The 25,196-nt window shown below is 45.9% G+C and carries 1 protein-coding gene; it reads left to right on the forward strand.

The window, feature by feature from the left end:
- Positions 1-123: 123 nt before the first annotated feature.
- Positions 124-25,077, forward strand: coding sequence for a retention module-containing protein (locus AB4154_RS15830; protein ID WP_372123517.1), 24,954 nt, complete (start codon positions 124-126; stop codon positions 25,075-25,077).
- The last annotated feature ends 119 nt before the right edge of the window (positions 25,078-25,196 follow it).

Below are 25,196 nucleotides of genomic sequence, written 5' to 3' on the forward strand. Positions count from 1 at the left end.
TTGGGCATAACAATGGATTGCCATTGATGAGAGCTAAGTATGCGTTCAATTAAAACCTGAAATTGCTATTACAAATAATTTTCACAGCGCTTAAAAATAGTGCTTTGTGACAACGGGGGATGTATGGATATTGAAGTTTCGCGCCAGGTTGCGGTAGTTGAAGCAACGAGTGGAGATGTCGTCGTAGTTAAGCCAGACGGCAGCGCAAGAAAAGTTTCAGTTGGCGATACCATCCGTGAAAATGAGATCGTGATTACGGCCAACAAGTCAGAGCTTGTATTAGGCGTTCAGAATGATTCGATTCCGGTTGCAGAGAATTGCGTCGGTTGTGTTGATGAAAACGCTGCATGGGTAGATGCCCCAATAGCTGGTGAGGTTAATTTTGACTTACAGCAAGCAGACGCAGAAACCTTCACTGAAGACGACCTTGCTGCAATTCAAGAAGCCATTTTAGGTGGTGCTGATCCGACTCAAATCTTAGAAGCAACGGCTGCTGGTGGCGGACTAGGTTCTGCAAATGCTGGCTTTGTGACGATTGACTATAACTACACTGAAACTCATCCATCGACTTTCTTTGAGACCGCTGGTCTAGCAGAACAAACTGTTGATGAAGACAGAGAAGAATTCAGATCTATCACTCGTTCATCAGGTGGCCAATCAATCAGTGAAACACTGACTGAAGGCTCCATATCTGGCAATACCTATCCCCAATCTGTAACAACGACAGAAACGATTATTGCTGGTAGTTTAGCTCTCACCCCTGACTCTTTCATTCCAGAAACTTTATCCCTCGCTTCACTACTTAGTGAATTAAACAGCGACATTACTTCAAGTGGTCAGTCCGTTATCTTCACCTATGACGCGACGACTAATTCTATCGTTGGTGTTCAAGGTACCGACGAAGTATTACGTATCGACATTGATGCCGTCAGTGTTGGCAATAACATTGAGCTTTCTCTAACCACAACGATTTCCCAGCCGATTGATCATGTACCGTCGGTTGGCGGTGGTCAGGTTTCTTACACTGGCGATCAAATAGATATTGCCTTTGATATTCAAGGTGAAGACACCGCTGGGAACCCGCTAGCAACACCCGTTAACGCACAAGTTTCAGTGTTTGACGGGATAGATCCGTCTGTTGAAAGTGTCAATATCACTAACGTTGAAACTAGCAGCGCGGCAATCGAAGGGACGTTCTCAAATATTGGTAGTGATAACCTTCAATCAGCCGTATTTGATGCAAGTGCACTGGACCAGTTTGATGGGTTGCTCAGTGATAATCAAAACACGCTTGCGAGACTTTCTGATGATGGAACAACGATTACTCTGTCCATCCAAGGTCGAGGTGAGGTTGTTCTCACTATCTCTCTAGATACCGATGGCACCTATAAATTCGAGCAGTCTAATCCGATAGAACAAGTGGGTACCGATTCACTGACGTTCGCTTTGCCAATCACGATTACCGATTTTGACCAAGATGTTGTAACCAATACGATCAACATTGCCATTACTGATGGCGATAGCCCTGTTATTACTAATGTTGACAGTATTGATGTTGATGAAGCGGGCATTGTTGGCGGCTCACAAGAGGGCACGGCGCCAGTGTCTGGCACTGGCAGTATCACCGCGGACATTTTTGAAAGTGACATCATTGACCATTATGAGCTAGAACCCACTGAATTTAATACTAATGGCACCTTGGTTTCAAATGGCGAGGCTGTGCTACTTGAGTTGATTGATGAAACCAACGGTGTAAGAACTTACGAAGGTTATGTTGAGGTCAATGGTTCGAGAATTACGGTCTTTGACGTTAAAATTGATAGCCCTTCATTGGGCAACTATGAGTTTAATCTTTATGAAGAACTTTCTCATCAAGGCGCTGAAGATGCGCTGTTAACTTTTGCATTGCCAATTTATGCTGTTGATGCCGATGGCGACCGTTCTGCACTGTCTGGAGGTTCGAACACACCAGAAGCTGCTGAGATCCTCGTTAATGTTAAAGACGATGTCGTTGAATTAGTTGATAAGGTTGAATCAGTCACCGAGCCGACCTTAGCGGGCGATACTATTGTTTCGTATAACCTGTTCAATTTTGAAGGCGCAGATGGTTCTACAATTCAATCGTTTAACTACGACGGTGTTGATTACTCACTCGATCAAAGCCTGCTCCCCGATGCTACCCAGATTTTCAGTTTTACTGAAGGTGTCGTCACTATCTCATTAAACGGTGACTTCAGTTTTGAAGTCGCTCGTGATATCGACCACTCAAGCAGTGAAACTATCGTCAAACAGTTCTCATTTTTAGCCGAAGATGGTGATGGGGATACTGATAGTTCGACGCTTGAGTTAAGTATTACCGATGGCCAAGATCCGATCATTGATTTGATCCCGCCTGTGACTCTCTCTGAAACCAACCTTAATGACGGCTCTGCTCCCAGCGGAAGTACAGTTAGCGCAACCGAGACGATTACCTTTACCGCAGGCAGCGACGATGTAGCAAGTTTCCGTATTGAACCAACAGAGTTTAATGTGGGCGGTGCACTTAAATCGAATGGATTTTCGGTTGAGATAAAAGAAGATTCGGCTAATCCGGGTACTTACATTGGCTTTATTACCAACGGTTCGGGCGCTGAAATCCCAGTGTTTACGATTGCTTTCTCTACGAGCACATTGGGTGAATACACCTTTACTCTGCTTGAAGCGTTAGACCATGTAGATGGTTTAGATAAGAACGATCTGAGCTTTGATCTGCCTATTTATGCGGTTGATACGGACGGCGACGATTCATTGGTGTCTCAGCTTAATGTGACTATCGGTGATGATGTTCAAATCATGCAAGACGGTACGTTAGATATCACCGAGCCAAATCTTGCTGACGGTACAATCACAACCAACACCATTGATGTAATGCCAAATCAAAGTGCTGATGGCGCGACGATCACTCGGTTCACTTATGACGGTGTCGTAAACACACTGGATCAAAGTATTTCAGGAGAACAGCAGTTCAGCTTCACAGAAGGCGAACTGTTTATCACCCTTGAAGGTGAAGTGCGCTTTGAGCCTAATCGCGATCTAGACCACTCAGTGAGTGAAGATATCGTGAAGTCGATTGTGGTGACTTCAAGCGACTTCGATAACGATCCGGTGACTTCAACCATTACGCTGACGATCACTGATGGTGATAACCCGACGATTGATGTTATTCCAAGTGTTACGCTTTCTGAAATTAACCTGAGCGATGGCTCTGCTCCAAGTGGCAGCGCGGTAAGCTCGACTCAAACTATTACTTTTACCAATCAAAGTGATGATGTGGTTCGTTTCCGTATTGAGTCAACGGAGTTCAATACTAACGATGATCTTAAATCGAACGGTTTAGCTGTTGAGTTACGTGAAGACCCGGCAGGGTCGGGTGACTACATTGGTTTTACGACCAGTGCGACGAACGTAGAAACTCCAGTATTCACATTAAGCTTTAATTCTGGATCATTAGGTGAATACACGTTCACACTCATCGAAGCGTTGGACCACCAAGATGCCCGTGGCAACAACGACCTCAGTTTTGATTTACCTGTTTACGCGGTAGATAGTGATGGCGATGATTCATTGGTGTCTCCGTTAAACGTCACTATCGGTGATGATGTTCAAATCATGCAAGATAGTACGTTAGATATCGTCGAGCCCAATCTTGCAGATGGTACGGTAACAACTAACACCATTGATGTGATGCCAAATCAGAGTGCTGATGGCGCGACGATCACTCAGTTTACTTATGACGGTCAACTACGAACCCTTGATCAGAATGACAATGGTGAACAGCAATTCAGTTTTACTGAAGGCGAACTATTCATCACGCTTCAAGGCGAAGTGCGCTTTGAGCCCAACCGCAATCTCGACCACACGCTGAACGAAGACATTGTGAAATCAATCGTGGTGACATCTAGTGACTCCGATAACGATGTGCTTACCTCAACCGTCACGCTGACCATTACCGATGGTGATATTCCGACCATTGATAATGTGCCAACTGTGAACTTGTCGGAAACCAATCTGAGTGATGGCTCTGCACCAAGCGGTAGCGCGGTCAGTCAAACTGAGACGATTACCTTCACCAACCAAAGTGATGATGTGACGAGTTTCCGTATTGAACCTACTGAGTTCAATATTGGCGGCCTTCTAAAATCGAATGGACTGACGGTTGAGTTGAAAGTCGACCCAAGTACGCCGGGTGGCTACATCGGCTTTGTGACGACGGCGCCTAATGTTGAAACGAACGTGTTCACGATTAGTTTTTCGGATACCAATATCGGTCAATACACCTTCACACTGTTGGAAGCGTTAGATCACGTTGATGGGCTAGGAAATAACAACCTAAGCTTTGACCTGCCGGTTTACGCTGTTGATAAAGATGGTGATGATTCACTGGTGTCTCAACTCAATGTGACTATCGGTGATGATGTCCAAATCATGCAAAACGGCACATTAGATATCGTTGAACCGAATGTTGCTGATTTGGCTGGTGGTACTGTAACGACCAATACCATCGATGTGATGCCAGAACAAAGTGCCGATGGTGCGACGATCACTCAGTTTACGTATGACGGTCAAGTTCGAACACTGGATCAAACGGACACAGGTGAGCAGCAATTTAGCTTCACAGAGGGTGAGTTGTTCATCACTCTTGAAGGTGAAGTACGCTTCGAACCAAATCGCAATCTAGACCACACGGTTAGCGAAGATATCGTCAAGTCGATAGTGGTGACCTCAAGCGATTTAGATAACGATGTGGTGACGTCAACGGTCACTCTGACCATTACTGACGGTGATATCCCAACCATTGATGCGGTGCCAAGTGTCACTTTCTCTGAAACGAATCTTGCAGATGGTTCTTCACCAAGCGGCAGTGCAGTAAGCCAAACAGAGACGATTACCTTCACCAATCAAAGTGATGATGTTGCGAGTTTCCGTATTGAGCCAACCGAGTTCAATGTGGGCGGTGCACTGAAATCGAATGGATTTGCGGTTGAGATAAAAGAAGATTCGGCTAATCCGGGTACTTACATTGGCTTTATTACCAACGGTTCGGGCGCTGAAATCCCAGTGTTTACGATTGCTTTCTCTACGAGCTCATTGGGTGAATACACCTTTACTCTGCTTGAAGCGTTAGACCATGTGGATGGTTTAGATAACAACGATCTGAGCTTCGATCTACCTGTTTATGCTGTGGATACAGACGGCGACGATTCATTGGTGTCTCAGCTTAATGTGACCATTGGTGATGATGTCCAAATCATGCAAGACGGTACGTTAGATATCACTGAGCCAAATCTAGCTGATGGAACAATCACAACCAACACCATTGATGTGATGCCAAATCAAAGTGCCGATGGCGCGACGATCACTCAGTTCACTTATGATGGTCAGCTACGAACGCTTGATCAAAATGACAATGGCGAGCAGCAATTCAGCTTCACGGAAGGCGAGCTGTTTATCACTCTTGAAGGTGAAGTGCGCTTTGAGCCAAACCGCGACCTAGACCATTCCGTTAGCGAAGACATCGTGAAGTCGATAGTAGTGACTTCAAGTGATTTCGATAACGACGCTCTGACTTCAACCGTAACGCTGACGATTACGGATGGTGATAACCCTACGATCGACGTCATTCCAAGCGTTACCCTTTCTGAAACTAACCTGAGCGATGGCTCTGCTCCGAGTGGCAGCGCGGTAAGCTCGACTCAAACCATCACGTTTACCAATCAAAGTGATGATGTGGTTCGTTTCCGTATTGAGTCAACTGAGTTCAATACTAACGACGATCTTAAATCGAACGGTTTAGCCGTTGAGTTACGTGAAGATCCGACAGGGTCGGGTGACTACATTGGTTTTACTACTAGTGCGACGAATGTCGAAACCACGGTATTTACGCTGAGTTTTTCTAGCACCACATTAGGTGAATATACCTTCACTTTGCTTGAAGCGTTGGACCACCAAGATGCCCGTGGCAACAACGACCTCAGTTTTGAACTGCCTGTTTATGCGGTAGACAGTGATGACGATGATTCACTGATGTCTCCGTTAAATGTCACTATCGGTGATGATGTTCAAATCATGCAAGATAGTACGTTAGATATCGTCGAGCCAACCGTCGCAGATTTGGCCGCTGGCATTGTGACAACTAACACCATTGATGTGATGCCAAATCAAAGTGCCGATGGCGCGACGATCACTCAATTCACTTATGATGGCCAACTTCGAACACTTGACCAAAATGACAATGGCGAACAACAGTTTAGCTTCACGGAAGGTGAACTATTCATCACTCTTGAAGGTGAAGTGCGCTTTGAGCCTAATCGTAATCTAGACCACACGCTGAACGAAGACATCGTGAAATCGATCGTGGTGACGTCTAGTGACTCCGATAACGATGTGCTGAACTCAACCGTCACGTTGACCATTACCGATGGTGATATCTCAACCATTGATAATGTGCCAACAGTGAACTTGTCGGAAACAAATCTGAGTGATGGCTCTGCACCAAGTGGCAGCGCGGTTAGCTCAACTCAAACCATTACTTACACCACTCAAAGTGATGATGTGACAAGCTTCCGTATTGAACCAACGGAGTTCAATGTTGGTGGCGCTTTGACATCAAATGGATTGGCCGTCGAACTGAAAGCGGACCCAACCACGCCGGGTGGCTACATCGGCTTTGTGACAACGGCTCCGAATGTTGAAACTAACGTGTTTACGATTAGCTTCTCGGATACCAATTTAGGCCAATACACCTTCACCTTACTTGAAGCACTAGACCATGTAGATGGCTTAGCGAAGAATGATCTGACTTTTGATCTTCCTGTTTATGCGGTTGATAGCGATGGTGATGATTCACTGGTGTCTCAACTGAATGTGACCATCGGTGATGATGTTCAAATCATGCAAGATGGTACGTTAGATATTATCGAGCCAAATCTGGCTGATGGAACAATCACAACTAGCACCATTGATGTGATGCCAAATCAGAGTGCCGATGGCGCGACTATCACCCAGTTTACGTATGACGGTCAAGTTCGCACTCTGGATCAAACTGACAATGGTGAGCAGCAATTTAGCTTCACTGAAGGTGAGTTGTTCATCACGCTTGAAGGTGACGTGCGCTTCGAACCTAATCGTAATTTGGACCACACGGCTAGCGAGGACATCGTGAAGTCGATTGTGGTGACCTCAAGCGATTTAGACAACGATGTACTGACTTCCACAGTGATGCTGACGATTACTGATGGCGATATCCCAACGATTGATGCGGTACCAAGTGTTACGCTTTCGGAATCTAATTTAGCCAATGGCTCTGCGCCAAGCGGAAGTACAGTAAGTCAAACTGAGACGATTACTTTCACCAACCAAAGTGATGATGTGGCGAGTTTCCGTATTGAACCTACTGAATTCAATGTCGGCGGTGCACTGAAATCGAATGGTTTTGCGGTTGAGATAAAAGAAGACTCTGCTAATCCAGGTACTTACATCGGCTTTATTACCAATGGTTCGGGCACTGAAGTTCCAGTGTTCACGATTGCTTTCTCTACGAGTACGTTGGGTGAATACACCTTTACTCTGCTTGAAGCGTTAGACCATGCGGATGGTTTAGATAAGAACGATCTGAGTTTTGATCTGCCTGTTTATGCGGTTGATACGGACGGCGACGATTCACTGGTGTCTCAGCTGAATGTGACCATCGGTGATGATGTTCAAATCATGCAAGATGGTACGTTAGATATCATCGAGCCAAATCTTGCAGACGGCACAATCACAACCAACACCATTGATGTGATGCCCGAGCAAAGTGCTGATGGTGCGACGATCACTCAGTTTACTTATGACGGTCAGCTAAGAACGCTTGATCAAAATGACACTGGTGAACAGCAGTTCAGCTTCACAGAAGGCGAGTTGTTTATCACCCTTGAAGGTGAAGTGCGCTTCGAACCTAATCGCGATCTAGACCATTCCGTTAGCGAAGACATCGTGAAGTCGATAGTAGTGACTTCAAGCGACTTCGATAACGATCCGGTGACTTCAGCCATTACGCTGACCATTACTGATGGTGACAATCCGACTATCGATTCGGTACCGAGCGTTGTACTTGAAGAAGCTGATTTAACTGATGGCTCATCGCCAAGTGGCAGCGCGGTTAGTCAAACGGAAACCATCACTTTCACTAATCAAAGTGACGATGTTGAGAAATTCCGTCTAGAACCAAGTGAATTTAATACTAACAACGCGCTCAAGTCCGATGGCTTGATCATTGAGATTCGAGAGGAACCAACAGGATCAGGCAATTATATTGGTTTCACGACCGATATTTCGAATGTCGAAACCACTGTGTTTACACTCGATTTCAACAGTACCACTTTGGGTGAGTACACCTTCACGCTTCTGGAAGCGATTGACCACACACCAATTCAAGGCAATAACGACCTAACATTTGACTTGCCAGTTTACGCAGTGGATACCGACGGTGACGATTCGTTAATGTCATCACTATCGGTGACGATTACTGATGATGTTCAAGTGATGGTGAGTGGTTCGCTTAGTATCGAAGAGCCTACTGTTGCCGACTTGGCTGCAGGCACGCCAACAACATCAGTATTTGATGTATTAACATCCGCGAGTGCTGATGGGGCGACCATTACTCAGTTCACTTATGATGGTGGGGCGGTATTAACGCTTGATCAAAACGATACAGGTGAGCAGAAGTTCGTGGTTGCTGATGGGGCATTATATATCACTCTACAAGGCGATATTCGTTTCGAACCAAGTCGTAACCTTGACCATACTGGTGGCGATATCGTGAAGTCGATAGTCGTAACTTCAAGTGATTCCGATAGCGATCTTGTGTCTTCAACGGTAACGCTAACCATTACTGATGGCGATATCCCAACGATTGACACGGTGCCAAGCGTTACTCTGTCAGAAACGAATCTGAGCGACGGATCTGCTCCGAATGCAAGTGCGGTAAGTTCAGCTCAAACCATTACCTTTACTAACCAAAGTGATGACGTGATGAGTTTCCGTATTGAACCGACTGAGTTTAATGTTGGTGGTGCTCTGAAATCGAACGGATTGGCTGTCGAACTGAAAGCTGACCCAACTACACCGGGTGGCTACATCGGTTTTGTGACTGATGGTTCGAACGTTGAAACTAACGTGTTCACGATTAGCTTCTCGGATACCAATTTAGGTCAATACACCTTTACGTTACTTGAAGCGCTTGACCACGAAGATGGTCTGGTGAATAACAGTTTGAGCTTTGACCTGCCTGTTTATGCGGTAGACAGTGACGGTGATGACTCAGTGATGTCGTCACTGACTGTGACCATCGAAGATGATGTTCAAGGCATGAGCAATGGCATCCTGAATATCGAAGAGCCAACCGTCGCTGATCTGGGCGTAGGGGTGGTGACCACAACTACCATTGATGTGATGCCAGAGCAGAGTGCTGATGGTGCGACCATTACTGAGTTCACTTATGATGGTGGGACTCCACTAACACTTGACCAAACGGATATCGGCGAGCAAGAGTTTATCTTCACTGAAGGCTCTCTGTTTATCACACTTGAAGGTGAAGTACGCTTCGAACCAAACCGCAATCTAGACCACACGGTTAGCGAAGACATCGTCAAATCGATTGTGGTGACCTCAAGTGATTTAGATAACGATGTGGTGACGTCAACGGTCACACTGACGATTACTGATGGCGATATTCCAACCATCGAATCCGTACCAAGCGTGACGCTATCAGAAACACAGCTTGCCGATGGCTCGACACCAAGCGGCAGTGCGGTGAGCCAAACCGAGACTATCTCGTTTACCAACCAAAGTGATGATGTGGCGAGTTTCCGTATTGAGCCAACAGAGTTCAATGTGGGCGGTGCACTGAAATCGAATGGATTTGCGGTTGAGATAAAAGAAGATTCGGCTAATCCGGGTACTTATATCGGTTTTATTACCGATGGTTCGAATACTGAAGTTCCTGTATTCACGATTGCTTTCTCTACAAGTACGTTGGGCGAATACACCTTCACCTTACTTGAAGCGCTAGACCATGCAGATGGCCTAGATAAGAACGATCTGAGTTTTGATCTTCCTGTTTATGCGGTAGACAGTGATGGCGATGATTCACTGGTGTCTCAACTCAATGTGACCATTGGTGATGATGTTCAAATCATGCAAGACGGTACGTTAGATATCACTGAGCCAAATCTTGCAGACGGAACAATCACAACCAACACCATTGATGTAATGACGGCGCAAAGTGCCGATGGCGCAGTGATTACCCAGTTCACTTATGACGGTGGTACCGCTCAAACTCTAGATCCAACAATCACAGGTGAGCAGAAATTTACGTTCACTGAGGGTGATGTGTTCGTCACCATCGAAGGTCACGTGCGCTTTGAGCCAAACCGTGATTTAGACCACGAAGATGGCGATATCGTTAAATCTCTCGTCTTTACGTCAAGCGATGGCGATATCGATGTTGAAACGGCCACTGTCACACTGACGATTATTGATGGTGATATCCCAACGATTGAATCGGTGCCAAGCATCGCGCTTGCTGAAGCAGATTTAGCGGATGGCTCGTCACCAATCATGGGTGCGGTGAGTCAAACAGAAACCATCTCATTCACGAATCAAAGCGATGATGTTGAGAAATTCCGTTTAGAGCCAGGTGAGTTCAACAGTGATGACTCATTGAAATCCGATGGTCTGCCAATTGATCTGAAAGAAGATCCGACAGGCTCAGGTAACTATGTTGGTTTTACAACTAGTGCCTCGAATGTAGAAACACAGATTTTCACATTAAGCTTTAGCGCTGCGACTCTGGGGCAATATACCTTTACGCTGTTGGAGAATATCGACCACGAGGATGGTCGTGGCAATAACGACTTCACGTTTGAACTACCAGTTTACGCGGTTGATACCGACGGTGATGATTCTTTAATGTCACCTCTGTCAGTCACTATTACCGATGATGTTCAAGTGATGGCTAGTGGAGATCTGACGATTGAAGAGCCTACTGTCGCCGACTTAGCTGCAGGTACGCCAACGACATCCGTTTTCGATGTATTAACATTCGCGAGTGCCGATGGCGCGAGCGTGACTCAATTTACCTATGACGGCACCGCTTACTCTCTAGACCCGAATGATGCGACCGAGCAAGAGTTTACCTTCACCGAAGGCTCACTGTTTATTACGACTCAAGGGGAAGTGCGCTTTGAGCCGAACCGAGATTTAGACCACTCAGCAGGCGATATTGTTAAAAATATCGTTGTGACATCAAGCGATGGCGATGATGACGTTCTTACCTCGACAGTGACGCTTACGATTACGGACGGCGATGTCCCAACCATAGATGTCATTCCACCAATCTCACTATCTGAAACGAATCTAACCGATGGCTCTGATCCGTCGAATTCTGCGGTCAGCGACACCAAAGTCATTCAGTATACTCATGAGAGTGACGATGTTGAGTCGTTCCGTATCGAGCCAACAGAGTTCAATACTCTAGGTACGTTAACGTCAAACAACTTGGCGGTTCAGCTAAAAGAAGATCCTAACAGTGCTGGCGATTATATCGGTTTTGTTAAAGACACGTCGGATGTTGAAACCAACGTCTTTACCATTAGCTTCTCGGATACAAATCTAGGTCAATACACATTTACGTTACTTGAAGCACTAGACCATGTAGATGGCCTCGCAAATAATAATTTGAGTTTCGACTTACCGGTTTACGCGGTCGATAGCGATGGCGATGACTCGTTGGTGTCTCAACTTAACGTGACCATTGGTGATGATGTTCAAATCATGCAAGGTGGTACGTTAGATATCACTGAACCAAATCTTGCAGACGGCACAGTGACAACCAATACCATCGATGTGATGCCAGAACAAAGTGCCGATGGCGCGACGATCACTCAATTTACGTATGATGGTCAAACTCGAACATTGGATCAAACTGACAATGGTGAGCAGCAATTTAGCTTCACAGAAGGTGAGTTGTTTATCACTCTTGAAGGTGAAGTGCGTTTTGAGCCAAATCGTAATTTAGACCACACAACGAGCGAAGACATCGTGAAGTCGATTGTGGTGACTTCAAGTGACTTCGATAACGATCCCGTGACAGCAACGGTTACGCTGACGATTACCGATGGTGATATCCCAACCATCGATGCCGTGCCAAGCGTTACTCTATCTGAAACTAACCTTAGCGATGGCTCTAGCCCGAGCGGTAGCGCTGTAAGTCAAACCGAGACGATTACTTTCACTAACCAAAGTGATGATGTGACGAGTTTCCGCATTGAACCAACTGAGTTTAATGTCGGTGGTGTACTGAAATCGAATGGGTTTGCGGTCGAGATAAAAGAAGATTCTGCTAATCCGGGCACTTACATAGGCTTTATTACCAACGGTTCGAGCGCTGAAGTCCCCGTGTTTACCATTAGCTTCTCTTCAGCCACGTTAGGTGAATACACTTTCACTCTACTTGAAGCGCTAGACCATGTTGCTGGCCTAGCGAACAATGATCTGAGCTTTGATCTGCCTGTTTATGCGGTAGACAGTGATGGTGATGATTCACTGGTATCGCAGCTTAATGTAACGATTGATGATGATGTTCAAATCATGCAAGGTGGTGCGCTCAATATTACCGAGCCGACCGTCGCTGATTTAGCGGCTGGTACACCGACCACGGCTACTTTTGATGTCATGCCAAACCAAAGTGCTGACGGCGCGACCATCACTCAGTTCACTTATGATGGCGTCGTAAACACCCTCGATCAAAATATTGCAGGCGAACAGCAGTTTATCTTCGCAGAAGGCAAACTGTACATTACCCTCGAAGGTGAAGTTCGCTTTGAGCCTAATCGAGATCTTGACCATACGGCCGGCGATATTGTTAAGTCGATAGTGGTGACCTCAAGCGATTTCGACAAAGACTCAGTCACGTCAACCGTTACGTTAACGATCACCGATGGTGATATTCCAACCATTGATGTTATTCCAACGGTTAGCTTATCTGAAACGAACCTGACGGATGGTTCAGCCCCAAGTGGCAGTGCGGTAAGTCAAACCGAAACCATCACCTTCACTAATCAAAGTGATGATGTGGTCCGCTTCCGCCTTGAACCAACAGAGTTCAATACCAATGATGCACTCACATCGAATGGTTTAGCTGTTGAATTACGTGAAGATCCGCAAGGGTCGGGCAACTACATCGGATTTACAACCAGCTCGTCGAATGCGGTAACCACAGTATTTACGTTGAGTTTTTCTGGGACAACCTTAGGTGAATACACCTTTACCTTAATCGAAGCCTTGGATCATCAAGATGCACGTGGCAACAACGACCTGAGTTTTGATCTGCCTGTGTATGCGGTGGATAGTGACGGCGACGATTCGTTAGTCTCTCAGCTTGGCGTGACTATTGGTGATGATGTGCAGTTGATGCAAGGCGGCACAATAACCAGTCGTGAGCCTGCTGGAGTCGTCGAAACATCGAATACTCTGGACGTGATGCCAAATCAGAGCGCAGATGGAGCAAAAATCACTTCATTTGTGTTTGATGGAAACAGTGCAGAAAGCCTTGATCTCAATGTGAATGGCGAGCAAGAGTTTGTGTTCACTGAAGGTTCTGTATTTATTACCACAGAAGGTGAGATACGATTCGAGCCTGTGCGAAATCAAGATCACACGAGTGGTGATATTACTAAGACGATTGTTGTTACATCTACTGACCTTGATGGTGATATCGTCTCATCTACCGTGACATTGAAGATTACCGATGGTGATCTTCCAACGATCGATTTGGTCCCTGGAATTACGCTCTCAGAAGTGGATCTCGCTGATGGTTCTTCGCCAACCGGCAATCCAGTGGCGATGACTCAAGTTATTACCTACTCAGAGGGTAGTGACGATGTTAGTTATTTCAGAATTGACCCTGCTCAGTTCAATACTTCGGGGGCTTTGAAGTCGAATGGATTAGAGGTTGAGATTAAAGAGCAGCCAGCGAATTCTGGTAATTACATTGGCTTCGTCAAGGACGGTTCTAACGTCGAAACTAACGTCTTCACGATCAGTTTCTCGACAACCAATCTAGGGCAATATACGTTCACACTGCTTGAAGCGTTAGACCATACAGATGGATTACAAAACAATACTCTAAGTTTCGATGTCCTTGTTTTAGCGGTTGATACCGATGGTGATGATTCTGCAATGTCGCCAATGACCGTGGTGATCACCGATGATGTACAAGGCGTTCAAGATGGGGCGTTAAGTATCACTGAGCCTTCACTTGCTGATATAGCAGCAGGTACGCCAACCACGCCAACAATCGACGTTATGCCGACACAGAGTGCTGATGGCGCGAAAGTGACTCAGTTTATCTACGATGGTGGCACGGCTGTTACGTTAGACCCAACTGTGTCTACAGAACAAGTTTTTACCGTAACCGATGGCTTACTGTACATCACGATTGAAGGTGAGGTGCGCTTTGAACCAAGTAGAAATCTAGACCATTCATCTGGCGATATCGTGAGAACGATAGTCGTGACGACCAGTGATTTTGATAACGATACCGATACCGCGGATGTCACGTTGACGATCAAAGACGGAATTGATCCGGTTATCGATGTAGTGCCAGATATTAACCTATCGGAAGTTGGTCTTGCTGATGGCTCTATGCCGAGTGGTTCAGCGGTTAGCTCGACACAAACGATCACTTATACCGTGGGTAGTGATGATTTAAGCCACTTTAGAATTGCAACCAACGAGTTCAATCCTGGCGACCTACTCAAATCAAATGGTCTTGTTGTTCAGTTAAAAGAAGATCCTGCTTCACCTGGCGACTACATCGGGTTTACTGATGACGGGGCCGGTAACGTAACTAATGTATTCACCATTGATTTTGATAGCGTTAATAAAGGGCAGTTCACCTTCACTTTGATTGAGGCGTTAGATCACCTTGATGGTGATCTTAATAACAGCCTCAACTTCAACCTGCCTGTTTACGCCGTTGATACCGATGGTGATGATTCGGTTAAACGCGATGTCATGGTAACGATACAAGATGACATTCAACAGATGCAAGATGGCACGTTAAGCATCACAGAGCCAAATACTGGCACACCAACCACTGCTACTGTTGATGTAATGCCTACACCAAGTGCTGATGGGGCGACCATTACTCAGTTTACTTTTGGTGGCGGTTCAGCGATCACCTTGGATCAAACTAACAATGGCGAGCAAGAGTTTACCTTCACTGAAGGCTCATTGTTTGTCACGCTAAGCGGTGATGTAAGGTTCGAACCAAACCGAAATCTAGATCATTCTGCGGGCGACATTGTTAAGTCGATTGTGTTTACGTCTTCTGACTTTGATAAAGATACCTTTTCATCAACAGTCACGCTTACGATTGTTGATGGCGATGGACCAACAATCAACGTTGTGCCAAGTGTCAGTTTGTCGGAAAGCTTACTTGCGGATGGTTCGACACCTAGCGGAACGCCTGTCAGTGTGACTCAGACTATCACCTCGCTAGCGAGCAGTGATGACATTGGAAAAATAGTCGTTGAAGCTGGGCTGTTCAATACCAACGGCGTGTTGAAGTCTGATGGCCTTGAATTGAGTTTACGTGAGGAGCCTGCGGGTTCTGGCGACTACATTGCGTTTACGACGGATGGTTCGGGTGGTGAGAAAATCATATTCACCCTAGATTTTGATGATACTAATCCTAGCCAGTATACCTTTACGCTGCTTGAGCGTTTGGATCACGTTGATGGCTTAGGAAGCAACGATCTGAGTTTTGATCTTTCTGTTTACGCGCAAGACACCGATGGCGATATTTCAGCGTCTAAACCGCTTTCAGTAACCATCACCGATGATGTCCAGTTAATGAAGTCTGGTGCGCTTAGCATCACTGAACCAAGCACGGGCACACCTACCACAACGACATTTGATGTGATGCCTGCGCAAAGTGCTGATGGCGCCACCATAACCAAATTTACTTATGGTAGTCAGCCTGAAGAGTCTCTGGTGCAAACCAACACTGGTGAGCAAGAGTTTGTATTTACGGAAGGTTCGTTGTTTATCACGCTTGAAGGTGATGTGCGCTTTGAGCCTAATCGAAACCTGAATCATTCTGGTGGTGATATTGTTAAGACGATTACCGTGACATCAGAAGATAAAGACGGTGATATTGTTACTTCGACCGTGACATTGACGATTTCAGATGGTGCTCCACCGGTAATTGATACTGTACCAACGGTTGCATTGGAAGAAGCGAATCTCGTGGATGGTTCATCTCCGAGCTTACCTGTGAGCCAAACTGAAACCATTGCTTTCACAGCGGGAAGTGATGATGTGAGCTATTTCCGTATTGATACCACTCAGTTCAACACGTCTGGTGATTTGAAATCGGATGGCCTAGTGGTTCAGCTTAAAGAAGATCCAGCCAACAGCGGAACCTATATTGGTTTCGTTGAGAGTGGGGGTGTTCAAACGGATATCTTTACCATCACTTTTAATAGTGTAGTGCTAGGCGAATACACCTTCACTTTGTTGGAAGAGCTCGATCATCTGCCTGTGCAAGGCAACAACGATCAAGTATTCACTCTGCCAGTGATCGCGGTCGACCAAGACAATACCGACTCTGTGATGAAACCTTTGACCGTTACTATCACCGATGATGTGCCTGTCATTACCGATACGACAGCGACCAGCACATTTGTGGTTGATGAAGATGATCTCGGCTCTGCGATTTCTCAAGCAACAGGTGCATTTGTTACCACAGAAGGTGCAGACCAAGTAGAGGTTTACGAACTGCGTAATATCTCTGCGCTTGAAGCGACATTGACCTCTGGAACTGAAGCGATTTCTATTACAGAAGTCACAGGTGCCGCCAACACAACGACCTATCAAGGTACGACGACAAGTGGAACTCCTATCTTCACGCTCGCGCTAGCGAATGACGGCTCTTATACGTTTACGTTGCTAGGTCCTCTAAACCATCCAACAAGCCCGAATTCCAATACCTTAACGATTCCATTTGATGTCGTTGCGGTTGATGGTGACGGCGATGATTCTAACCAATATGTATTGCCAATCGAGGTGCTAGACGATGCGCCAGTAATGAGTGCGCCGACGGGTGAAACGGTTGTCGATGAAGACGATCTTACTGGTATTGGTTCCGATCAATCTGAAGACACCATTATTAATGGCCTGTTCACTGTCGATGAAGGCGCGGATGGTGTTGTGAAGTATGAACTGGTTGATGAAGATTTGGTTCTGACTGGCTTAACCTCCAACGGAGAAAGTTTAGAGTGGCTTGCTGTTTCACAAAGCGGCACAACATTTACTTACGTTGCTCAAACTGCAACGAGTAATGAAGCTGTGTTTGAGATTATTTTCGATACCTCGGATAACAGCTATCAGTTTGAATTGTTTAAACCACTTAAGCACCCTGATGGCGCGAATGAAAACGCAATTGACCTTAACTTTTCTGTTGTTGCAGAAGATTTTGATCAAGACCAATCAAACGCGATCGATTTGAAAATCACGGTGACTGATGATGTTCCATTGGTGACAACTCAATCGATCACACGAATTGAAGGCCAGGGCTATGGTAATTCCAAAGTTGACATGTTTGCTAATGCGACGGATGTCGGCGCGGATGGCGCGGTACTGAGTCGAATTGAGGGCATTACCAGTAATGGTGCAGATATTGTTTTCCGTACAGGAAACAGCGGGCCGTACAGCAGCAGTTTCGATTTAAATAGCGGTAGTCAACAAGTACGAGTGTACGAACAAACCGACGATGGTAGTGGTGGCGTGGACACCCGTGAGCTAGGGCGTTTGCGTATCAACTCAAATGGCGAGGTTGAATTCAGAGCTAACGGTTATCTCGATCATGACGGTCTTGACACCATCGACTTCTCGATTAACGTGATTGCGACGGACGGCGATTTAGATACCTCTGAAACACCGTTAGATATCACGATTACAGATAGGGACTCTACAAGAATCGCGCTGAAAGTGACTACCTTCGAGGATGCGGGTAGAGATTTAACGATACCTTACGCAACGGGTGATGAACCGACTCTTGAGAACGTTCAAGATAACCAAAATGGTTTGCCTAATGCACCAGCTCAAGTTGCGCTGCAAGTTAGTCTGTATGACCAAGATAATGCTGAATCTATTGGGCAGTTGACGATTAAAAGCCCGAACGGAGGTGATAGTCACCAAGGTACTTTTTATTACTTTGATGGTGCTGATTACATTGAATTGGTACCTGAGTCAAATGGAAGCATTATATTTGGTTCTCCTGAACTTGAACAAAGCTTTGCTCCAAACCCGAGTGAACCAAGACAAACTATCGCGACGATAGACAACCTGTTCTTTGTTCCGGACCAACACGCTAGTTCGGATGAAACTGGTGGGCGAGTTCGTTATGAGCTTGAAATTGAGAAAAATGGCTCCACGGATCACACCATCAACTCAAACTTCAGAATCGAGATTGAAGCGGTGGCTGATATAGCGACTTGGGATGATTCCAACAGCACTTATCATTATCAAGTGAACGAAGATGAAGACAACGTTACTTTGCAGCTGAACGCAGAGTCGCAAGATAACAGTAATACTGAGACGATTACCTATGAACTTGAGGCTGTTCAAGGTGATGGGAAGTTCGAGCTGCTTGATAAGAACGGCAATGTGCTTACGCTGACGACGGATGGTGTATATGAAATAGCGGCAGAAGACATTAACAGCACCGTAGTTAACCCGATCGATAACTTCTCTGGTCAGATTGAATTCAAAGCAATAGCGGTTACAAAGGAAACACTGAACCCTTATGAAGATACCGCCAATGGCGGAGCAAATGATAAAACTCAAGCTCGTTCTGTAGAGCAAAACATCATTATTGATGTCACTGCTGACGCCGACCCAGGAAAATTCAGTGTGAGTCGTATCAAGATCAACGAAGACAATATCGATGACCCTGATTACATTGGCCCTTTGGACAACAAAGACGCATTCACGTTAGACGAAGTCATTACCATGACAGGGTCGGTGGACACAGATGGCTCTGAAGAACTGTTTGTCCGTATCAGTAATATCACAGAAGGCGCAGTGCTTTACTTTGTAGGTACAACCACGGTAGTTCCTACCGTTAATGGTACCAATTATCAAGAAATCGCATATTCCGATTTGGCTAATGTTGAGGTTGTTCCAACTAAACACAGTAACGTAGATTTCACCTTTGATGTTACCGGTGTAGTCAAAGATACTGCAAACCTGTCAACCAACCCTCAACAAGTTGATGAAGAAATTCTGGGTACTAAGACGGTCAACGTCGAGGTTAAAGGTGTTGCAGATGTTCCGTATGGTGGGACGAATGGTACCGATTGGACCTCAATTACAGATGGTACTGCAAGCGGCGTTCAAACTACGATTCAAGAGAGTCAAAACGGCGACAGCTTTGCAGAGCTTGATTTCACGGTGTTGTCTGGTGAACGTAAACCTGATGATCTCGCGGATTCTCCTTTAACAGGAGATGGGTCTGAAGCAATCACTGTAATCCTTTCGGGTATCCCTGACGGGGTCATCCTCGAAGATGGCGATGGTACAGTGATTGACCTTAATTTTGTTGGTTATGAAACCGGTCCGGGTGGTAGCCCTGATCTGTCTAAACCTATCTACGAAGCTAACATCACTGACGCAGGTAAAACCTCAGGAATTCGCATCAGACCTGTCGATTCTTCAACAGAGAACATTCACATTCAGGGTAAAGTGATCGTGACTGAGAATGACGGTCATACGCTTACGTTTGACCAAGAAGTGCGCGTGCTTGTTATACCTAGAATCGACACATCAGCAACTTATGTCAATACGACTAACGGTGATGAAGATACGGCTATCAACATTGATTGGCACCCCGAAGGTGCAGACTATATTGATTCTGATGAGCATTTCACTTCGATTACGATTTCCGGTATTCCATCGGGTGTCACACCTACCGTAAATGGTGATGTTACTGTTGTAAATGATGGTGCAGGTACGTTAACTATTACTCCTAAAGACGCTAGTCAAACACCGGAGCAATTTACTCAAATTGCATTAGCGAATAACTTCATTCAAATGACGCCCCCGGCTGATTCTAGTGCAGATTTTACGTTGACCACCGAACTTAAAATGGAAGAGCGAGATCATGAGTATACGCCTAGCGGCTTAGAGGATGAAGATGGTGGTTATGTCGAAGCCGATCCAGATATAACCGGAATCATTAACGTTCAAGTGCGACCTGTGGTTGAGCCTGAAGATGCGAGCAACAAGCTTATCGTCGATGATGTGCTGGGTACTGGAGCACTAGCAACCGTAGTTGCTGATGCAAACACTGGCGTGCTTAAGTTCACTACCAATAGCGATAATACATCGGTTACGGATGAGTTCGTCATTCGATATCAAGAAACAGATGCTTCGTCCGTTATCGAAGAAGTGGATCAGTTAGTTATTCAATTAACAAATGTGGACGACTCGGCTCTATCAGATGCTGTACTCAATCAACTGCTCGTTATTGGCGCTGCTTATGAAGGCAATGGGCGCTGGGTTGTAACGAATGAAGACATATTTAGCATCAGTGCACCGAACGGCCTTGTTCTTCCTTCAGGAAACAGCGGGGCTGGAGGGTTCAATGACATCAAGATGGACATCTTTAGTACGGTGATAGACCGAGGTGATGGTGCTGAGGTTGAGTCATCTACGGCCGCTCGTAGGGACGGAGAAGTCACTCTGTCATTTCCTCAAGTGGTGGTTGGGAGTAACAAGGTTGCTGCCGATATTGATATTACACCAAACAGTGTTGTTGATGCGATTGAGGACACCCAGTTAGATCTGGGGACGGCATTGAATGGTCTAATTACGTTCTCGGGCGAAGACGACTCAACTGATCAAGTGACCATCATTATTGATGACAGTGTGACCATTAATCCAGGAGCGGCGAACGAAGTCACCTTCCCAATTAGTTTATCGGGAAGCAGCGACCTCGACTTTGTTAACGGGAAATATGTATTCCAGACTACCGTTGATCAAGGGGTCTCGACTGACTTCTCTGGACTACTACTTAACTTACCAGCCGACTACTCCGGCGACTTTAGGTTGCCGTTGACGATAGTAACTAAAGACGTATTGTCGGGTGATGAGAAAACTTTAGTGACAGAAGTAGTCATTAAAGTTGCTCCTGATGTTGAAGGTAACCCAGATATTGACGTTACTGTCGTTGGTTCGCTTGACGATTCGTTTAACCCTGTCGATACCGACGGTCAAACAGGGCAAGATCCAGTCGGCTACGAAGATACCTATATCCAACTGGATTTCAGCTCGACCATTACAGATCAAGTAAGTGGAGTTGAAGGTGGTGATGAAAAATTCACCTCTATCACACTGACGTTAAATGACACGAGTGTTGGGGCTTTCTATACCAGCGCAGGGGTATCGCTTGGCACATCGGTGACCTTTAATGAAGCTGAGATTAATGCAGGCGCGTTGGATAATGTACTATTCCGACCGGCGTTAAATTACCCAACAGATAATGACGTAAATCAGGTGCAAGTGAATGTCAGCGGGACGATTACCGATACTGCTACATACAATGATGCAGCTTCGCCAACTGGCAGCGCGACTGATACCGATACTTTCTCTACCAATGTCAGTTTTGAAGTCGTTCCTGTGGTGGATGACGTGTCTGTCACTGGCCCGGGTAGCGATCCTGATGTTATCGAGATTACGGGTACTGAGGACCAGCTGATTTCTTTGTCGGGCACAGGGCCTGTATCGATTGCACTGACTGACCTTGATGGCTCAGAACAGTTTGTGTCGATTAAGTTTACAGATGTACCTGATGGCTTCCAGATGCGTGCAGATGCTGGTTCGGCATACACGGTGAAGAATAATGGTGGTGGTGAGTGGAGTGTTCAACTACCTCAAGCATCAGGGTTATCGTTCGACTTGAGTGAGATTTCGATTTTACCGCCTAAGGACTTCAGTGGTACGGCTGAATTTGGTGTTGCCGTATTTACTCAAGAATCTTTGTTGGGTGTGCCTACTGCAGCATCAAATCTGCCAAGCTTTAAGCTGCATGTGGTACCTGTGGGTGATGATGTTGATACTAATCCAACAGATTCTGTGACAGGTAACGAAGGTCAAAACATTGATATCGAAATCAATGCGACGATTTTGGATAAAGAGCTATCTGCAACGGGCAACGGCACTTATACCGAGAATGCACCAGAGACACTTCGAGTAGAAGTTGCGGGCGTTCCTCAAGATGCCTCTATCTATTATCCAGACGGCACAACCTTGGCTAGTTATGATCCAGTTACGCAGCTTTGGACACTTGATGTTCCTGCACAGTCGCTCGATAAGATCGTATTCAATTCAGGTGAACACAATAGCGATACGGGTAATGTATTAGGCATTAATGGCCCGCTGCAGATTACCGTTCGCTCTGTGGATACTGACGCTGATAACACCGAATATTTGGGGACGCCAACCAGCTTCGATGTTGATCTGGTGATTGATCCTATTAACGATCAACCGATCTTTGTGAACGTAACGAATATTGAAACATCGGAAGACATTAGTGTTGCTATCGACAACTTTAGTATCTACGACGTTGATGCTAACTTTGATAATCCAGACGCTCCGTATGTTCTTACGTTGCAAGTCGATCAAACACTTCCGGGAGCGCAAGGTGTGTTTGAGTTTACGAGCTCACCTGACGTGACGTTTGTATTGCAACCTGGTGGCTCATTGGTGATTACCGGTAAAGAAGCCGATATCAATACCGCATTGACCAATGGAGCAGTGACGTTCAAACCCGATCCAGACCAGAATTACCTCAACCAGAGTGGTTTAGTCACGATCAATGCAACGCTCGATGATGGTGGTAATAACGGCTTGATTGACGCGGGTGATCCGAATACGGCTCAAACTAATCAAACTACGTTCACCATTAAGGTGACGGAAGTGAACGATGCGCCTGTCGCGACAGATGTTGATTTAGGTTCGATTGCCGAGGAAGGCCAGCTTGTTATCGTTGAAGGTGACTTAATTGCAGCAAGCTCTGACCCAGAAAACCACAACTTAACAGTAACTGGTGTAACTCTGACTCAGGGACAAGGCCAACTAACCCGCTTTGAAAATGCAGGTGGCGCCGATGACGCGGCGATTACCGGACCATTCTGGCTATTTGTAGCGGACAACGACTTTAACGGTGACGTTAAGTTCACTTATACCGTAGAAGACGATGGTACAACTAACGGCGTAAATGATTTCTTAACGGATACCGCTGAAATAAGCGTTGCGGTAACGGAAGTGAATGACGCTCCTGTAGCAACGGACATCGACTTAGGCAACATCCTTGAAGAAGGTCAGTTGATCATCAAAGAGGGCGATTTAATTGCTGCGACGAGCGATCCGGAAAACGACACGATTACCGTGACTAATCTGGCGCTCGATGAAGGCCAAGGTCAACTACAACGCTTCGAGAACGTAGGTGGTGCTGATGATGCTACGATCACTGGCCCATACTGGGTATTTACGGCAGCTGATGAATACAACGGCAACGTTAAGTTTACCTATACCGTAGAGGATGATGGTACAACCAACGGCGCTAATGACTTCCTAACGGATACAGCGGAGATCACCGCGATTGTCGATGGAGTGAACGATACACCGGTCGTTAATGGTGACAGTGTCACTACGGTTATTGACGAGGATGCTGGTCAACTGTTGAGTGGTATCAATGTCAGTGACCCTGATTATGTAGATACATTTTCTGATGATCTGATGACCGTCACGCTGACGGTGGATTACGGTACATTGAATGTATCACTTCCAGCAGTGACGACGGTTGTTGTTAACGGCAACAACACGGGTTCAGTCATCTTAGTGGGGACATTGAGTGACCTGAATGCGTTGATTGATACGCCAACCAGTCCAAATGGTGTTTTCCTTGATGCGAGCCTGTCTCCAACCAATAGCATTGGATTAGAAGTTGTTGCCAAAGACAGCGGCAACCCTTCAGGTATTGCGATAGAGACAGCACCTGTGGTTTACAACATCGCGGTGACGCCAGTGGCGAATGCACCAACCCTGTCTATCGATAGTGCGACTAACTACGTGAGAAACATTACTGCGAGTCAGTCTGTGAGTGCGAGTGGCATTCCTTTAGTTGGGATTATCGCAGCCTTAACGGACATTACAGAAGAGCTAACGCTGCATATCAGTGATGTACCTGCTGGCGCTCAAATCACCAGTGCTGCGGGTTCTGTGACGGATCTTGGCGGTGGTGTTTGGGTAGCAACGGCAGATGCAATTGAAAGCTTGCAAGCGGTTGGGCTTTCTCAAACTCCAGGTAACTACACACTGAAAGTCGAGGCGGTTTCTGAAGAGACTGACAACAACGATACAGCAACCTCTGCATCGATTGACCTTAACTTGAACATTGTGTCTAACGCAGTTGATATTAACTTGGCTTCGGAAACCGATGATGTTCAGTTACTGGCTGGTGCTAATGCGACTGACTTAACGGGTGGTTCAGGGAATGATCGACTTGAAGGTGGCGCAGGTGACGATACGCTTGTTGGCGGTGACGGTAACGACACCCTGATTGGCGGCGGAGGCTCAGACATTCTGACTGGTGGTGATGGTATGGACTCGTTCGTATGGCTTAACATCGAAGATGGTGTTGAAGATACGATTACCGACTTTGATTTGTCGGAAGGGGACAGTATTGACTTGAGAGAAGTGTTGCCGGAGCTTAAAAATACATCTCCAGACATGACCGCGTTGCTACAACAGATAGACGCGAAAGTGGACGGGGATGATATTGAGCTTACGATCAACCCGGATGGCTTAGGTACTACGGAACAGGTGATTGTGGTTGAAGACCTTGCGCCACAGCTAACCTTAAGTAGCACCATGCCCTCGGATATTTTGGATGCGTTAGTGCAACAAAATGTCATCACTCACGGTTAACGCTAAATTGGAGGCTAGCTATTAGAATCTAACGATTAAACTAAAAGCGAACCATTAAACCATAACGAAAGAGGCCAGCATTGCTGGCCTCTTTTTTGTTACGGTATAAATTGAAAAGA

The sequence above is a fragment of the Vibrio sp. 10N.286.51.B11 genome (assembly GCF_041469245.1).
Lineage (GTDB): Bacteria > Pseudomonadota > Gammaproteobacteria > Enterobacterales > Vibrionaceae > Vibrio > Vibrio crassostreae_C.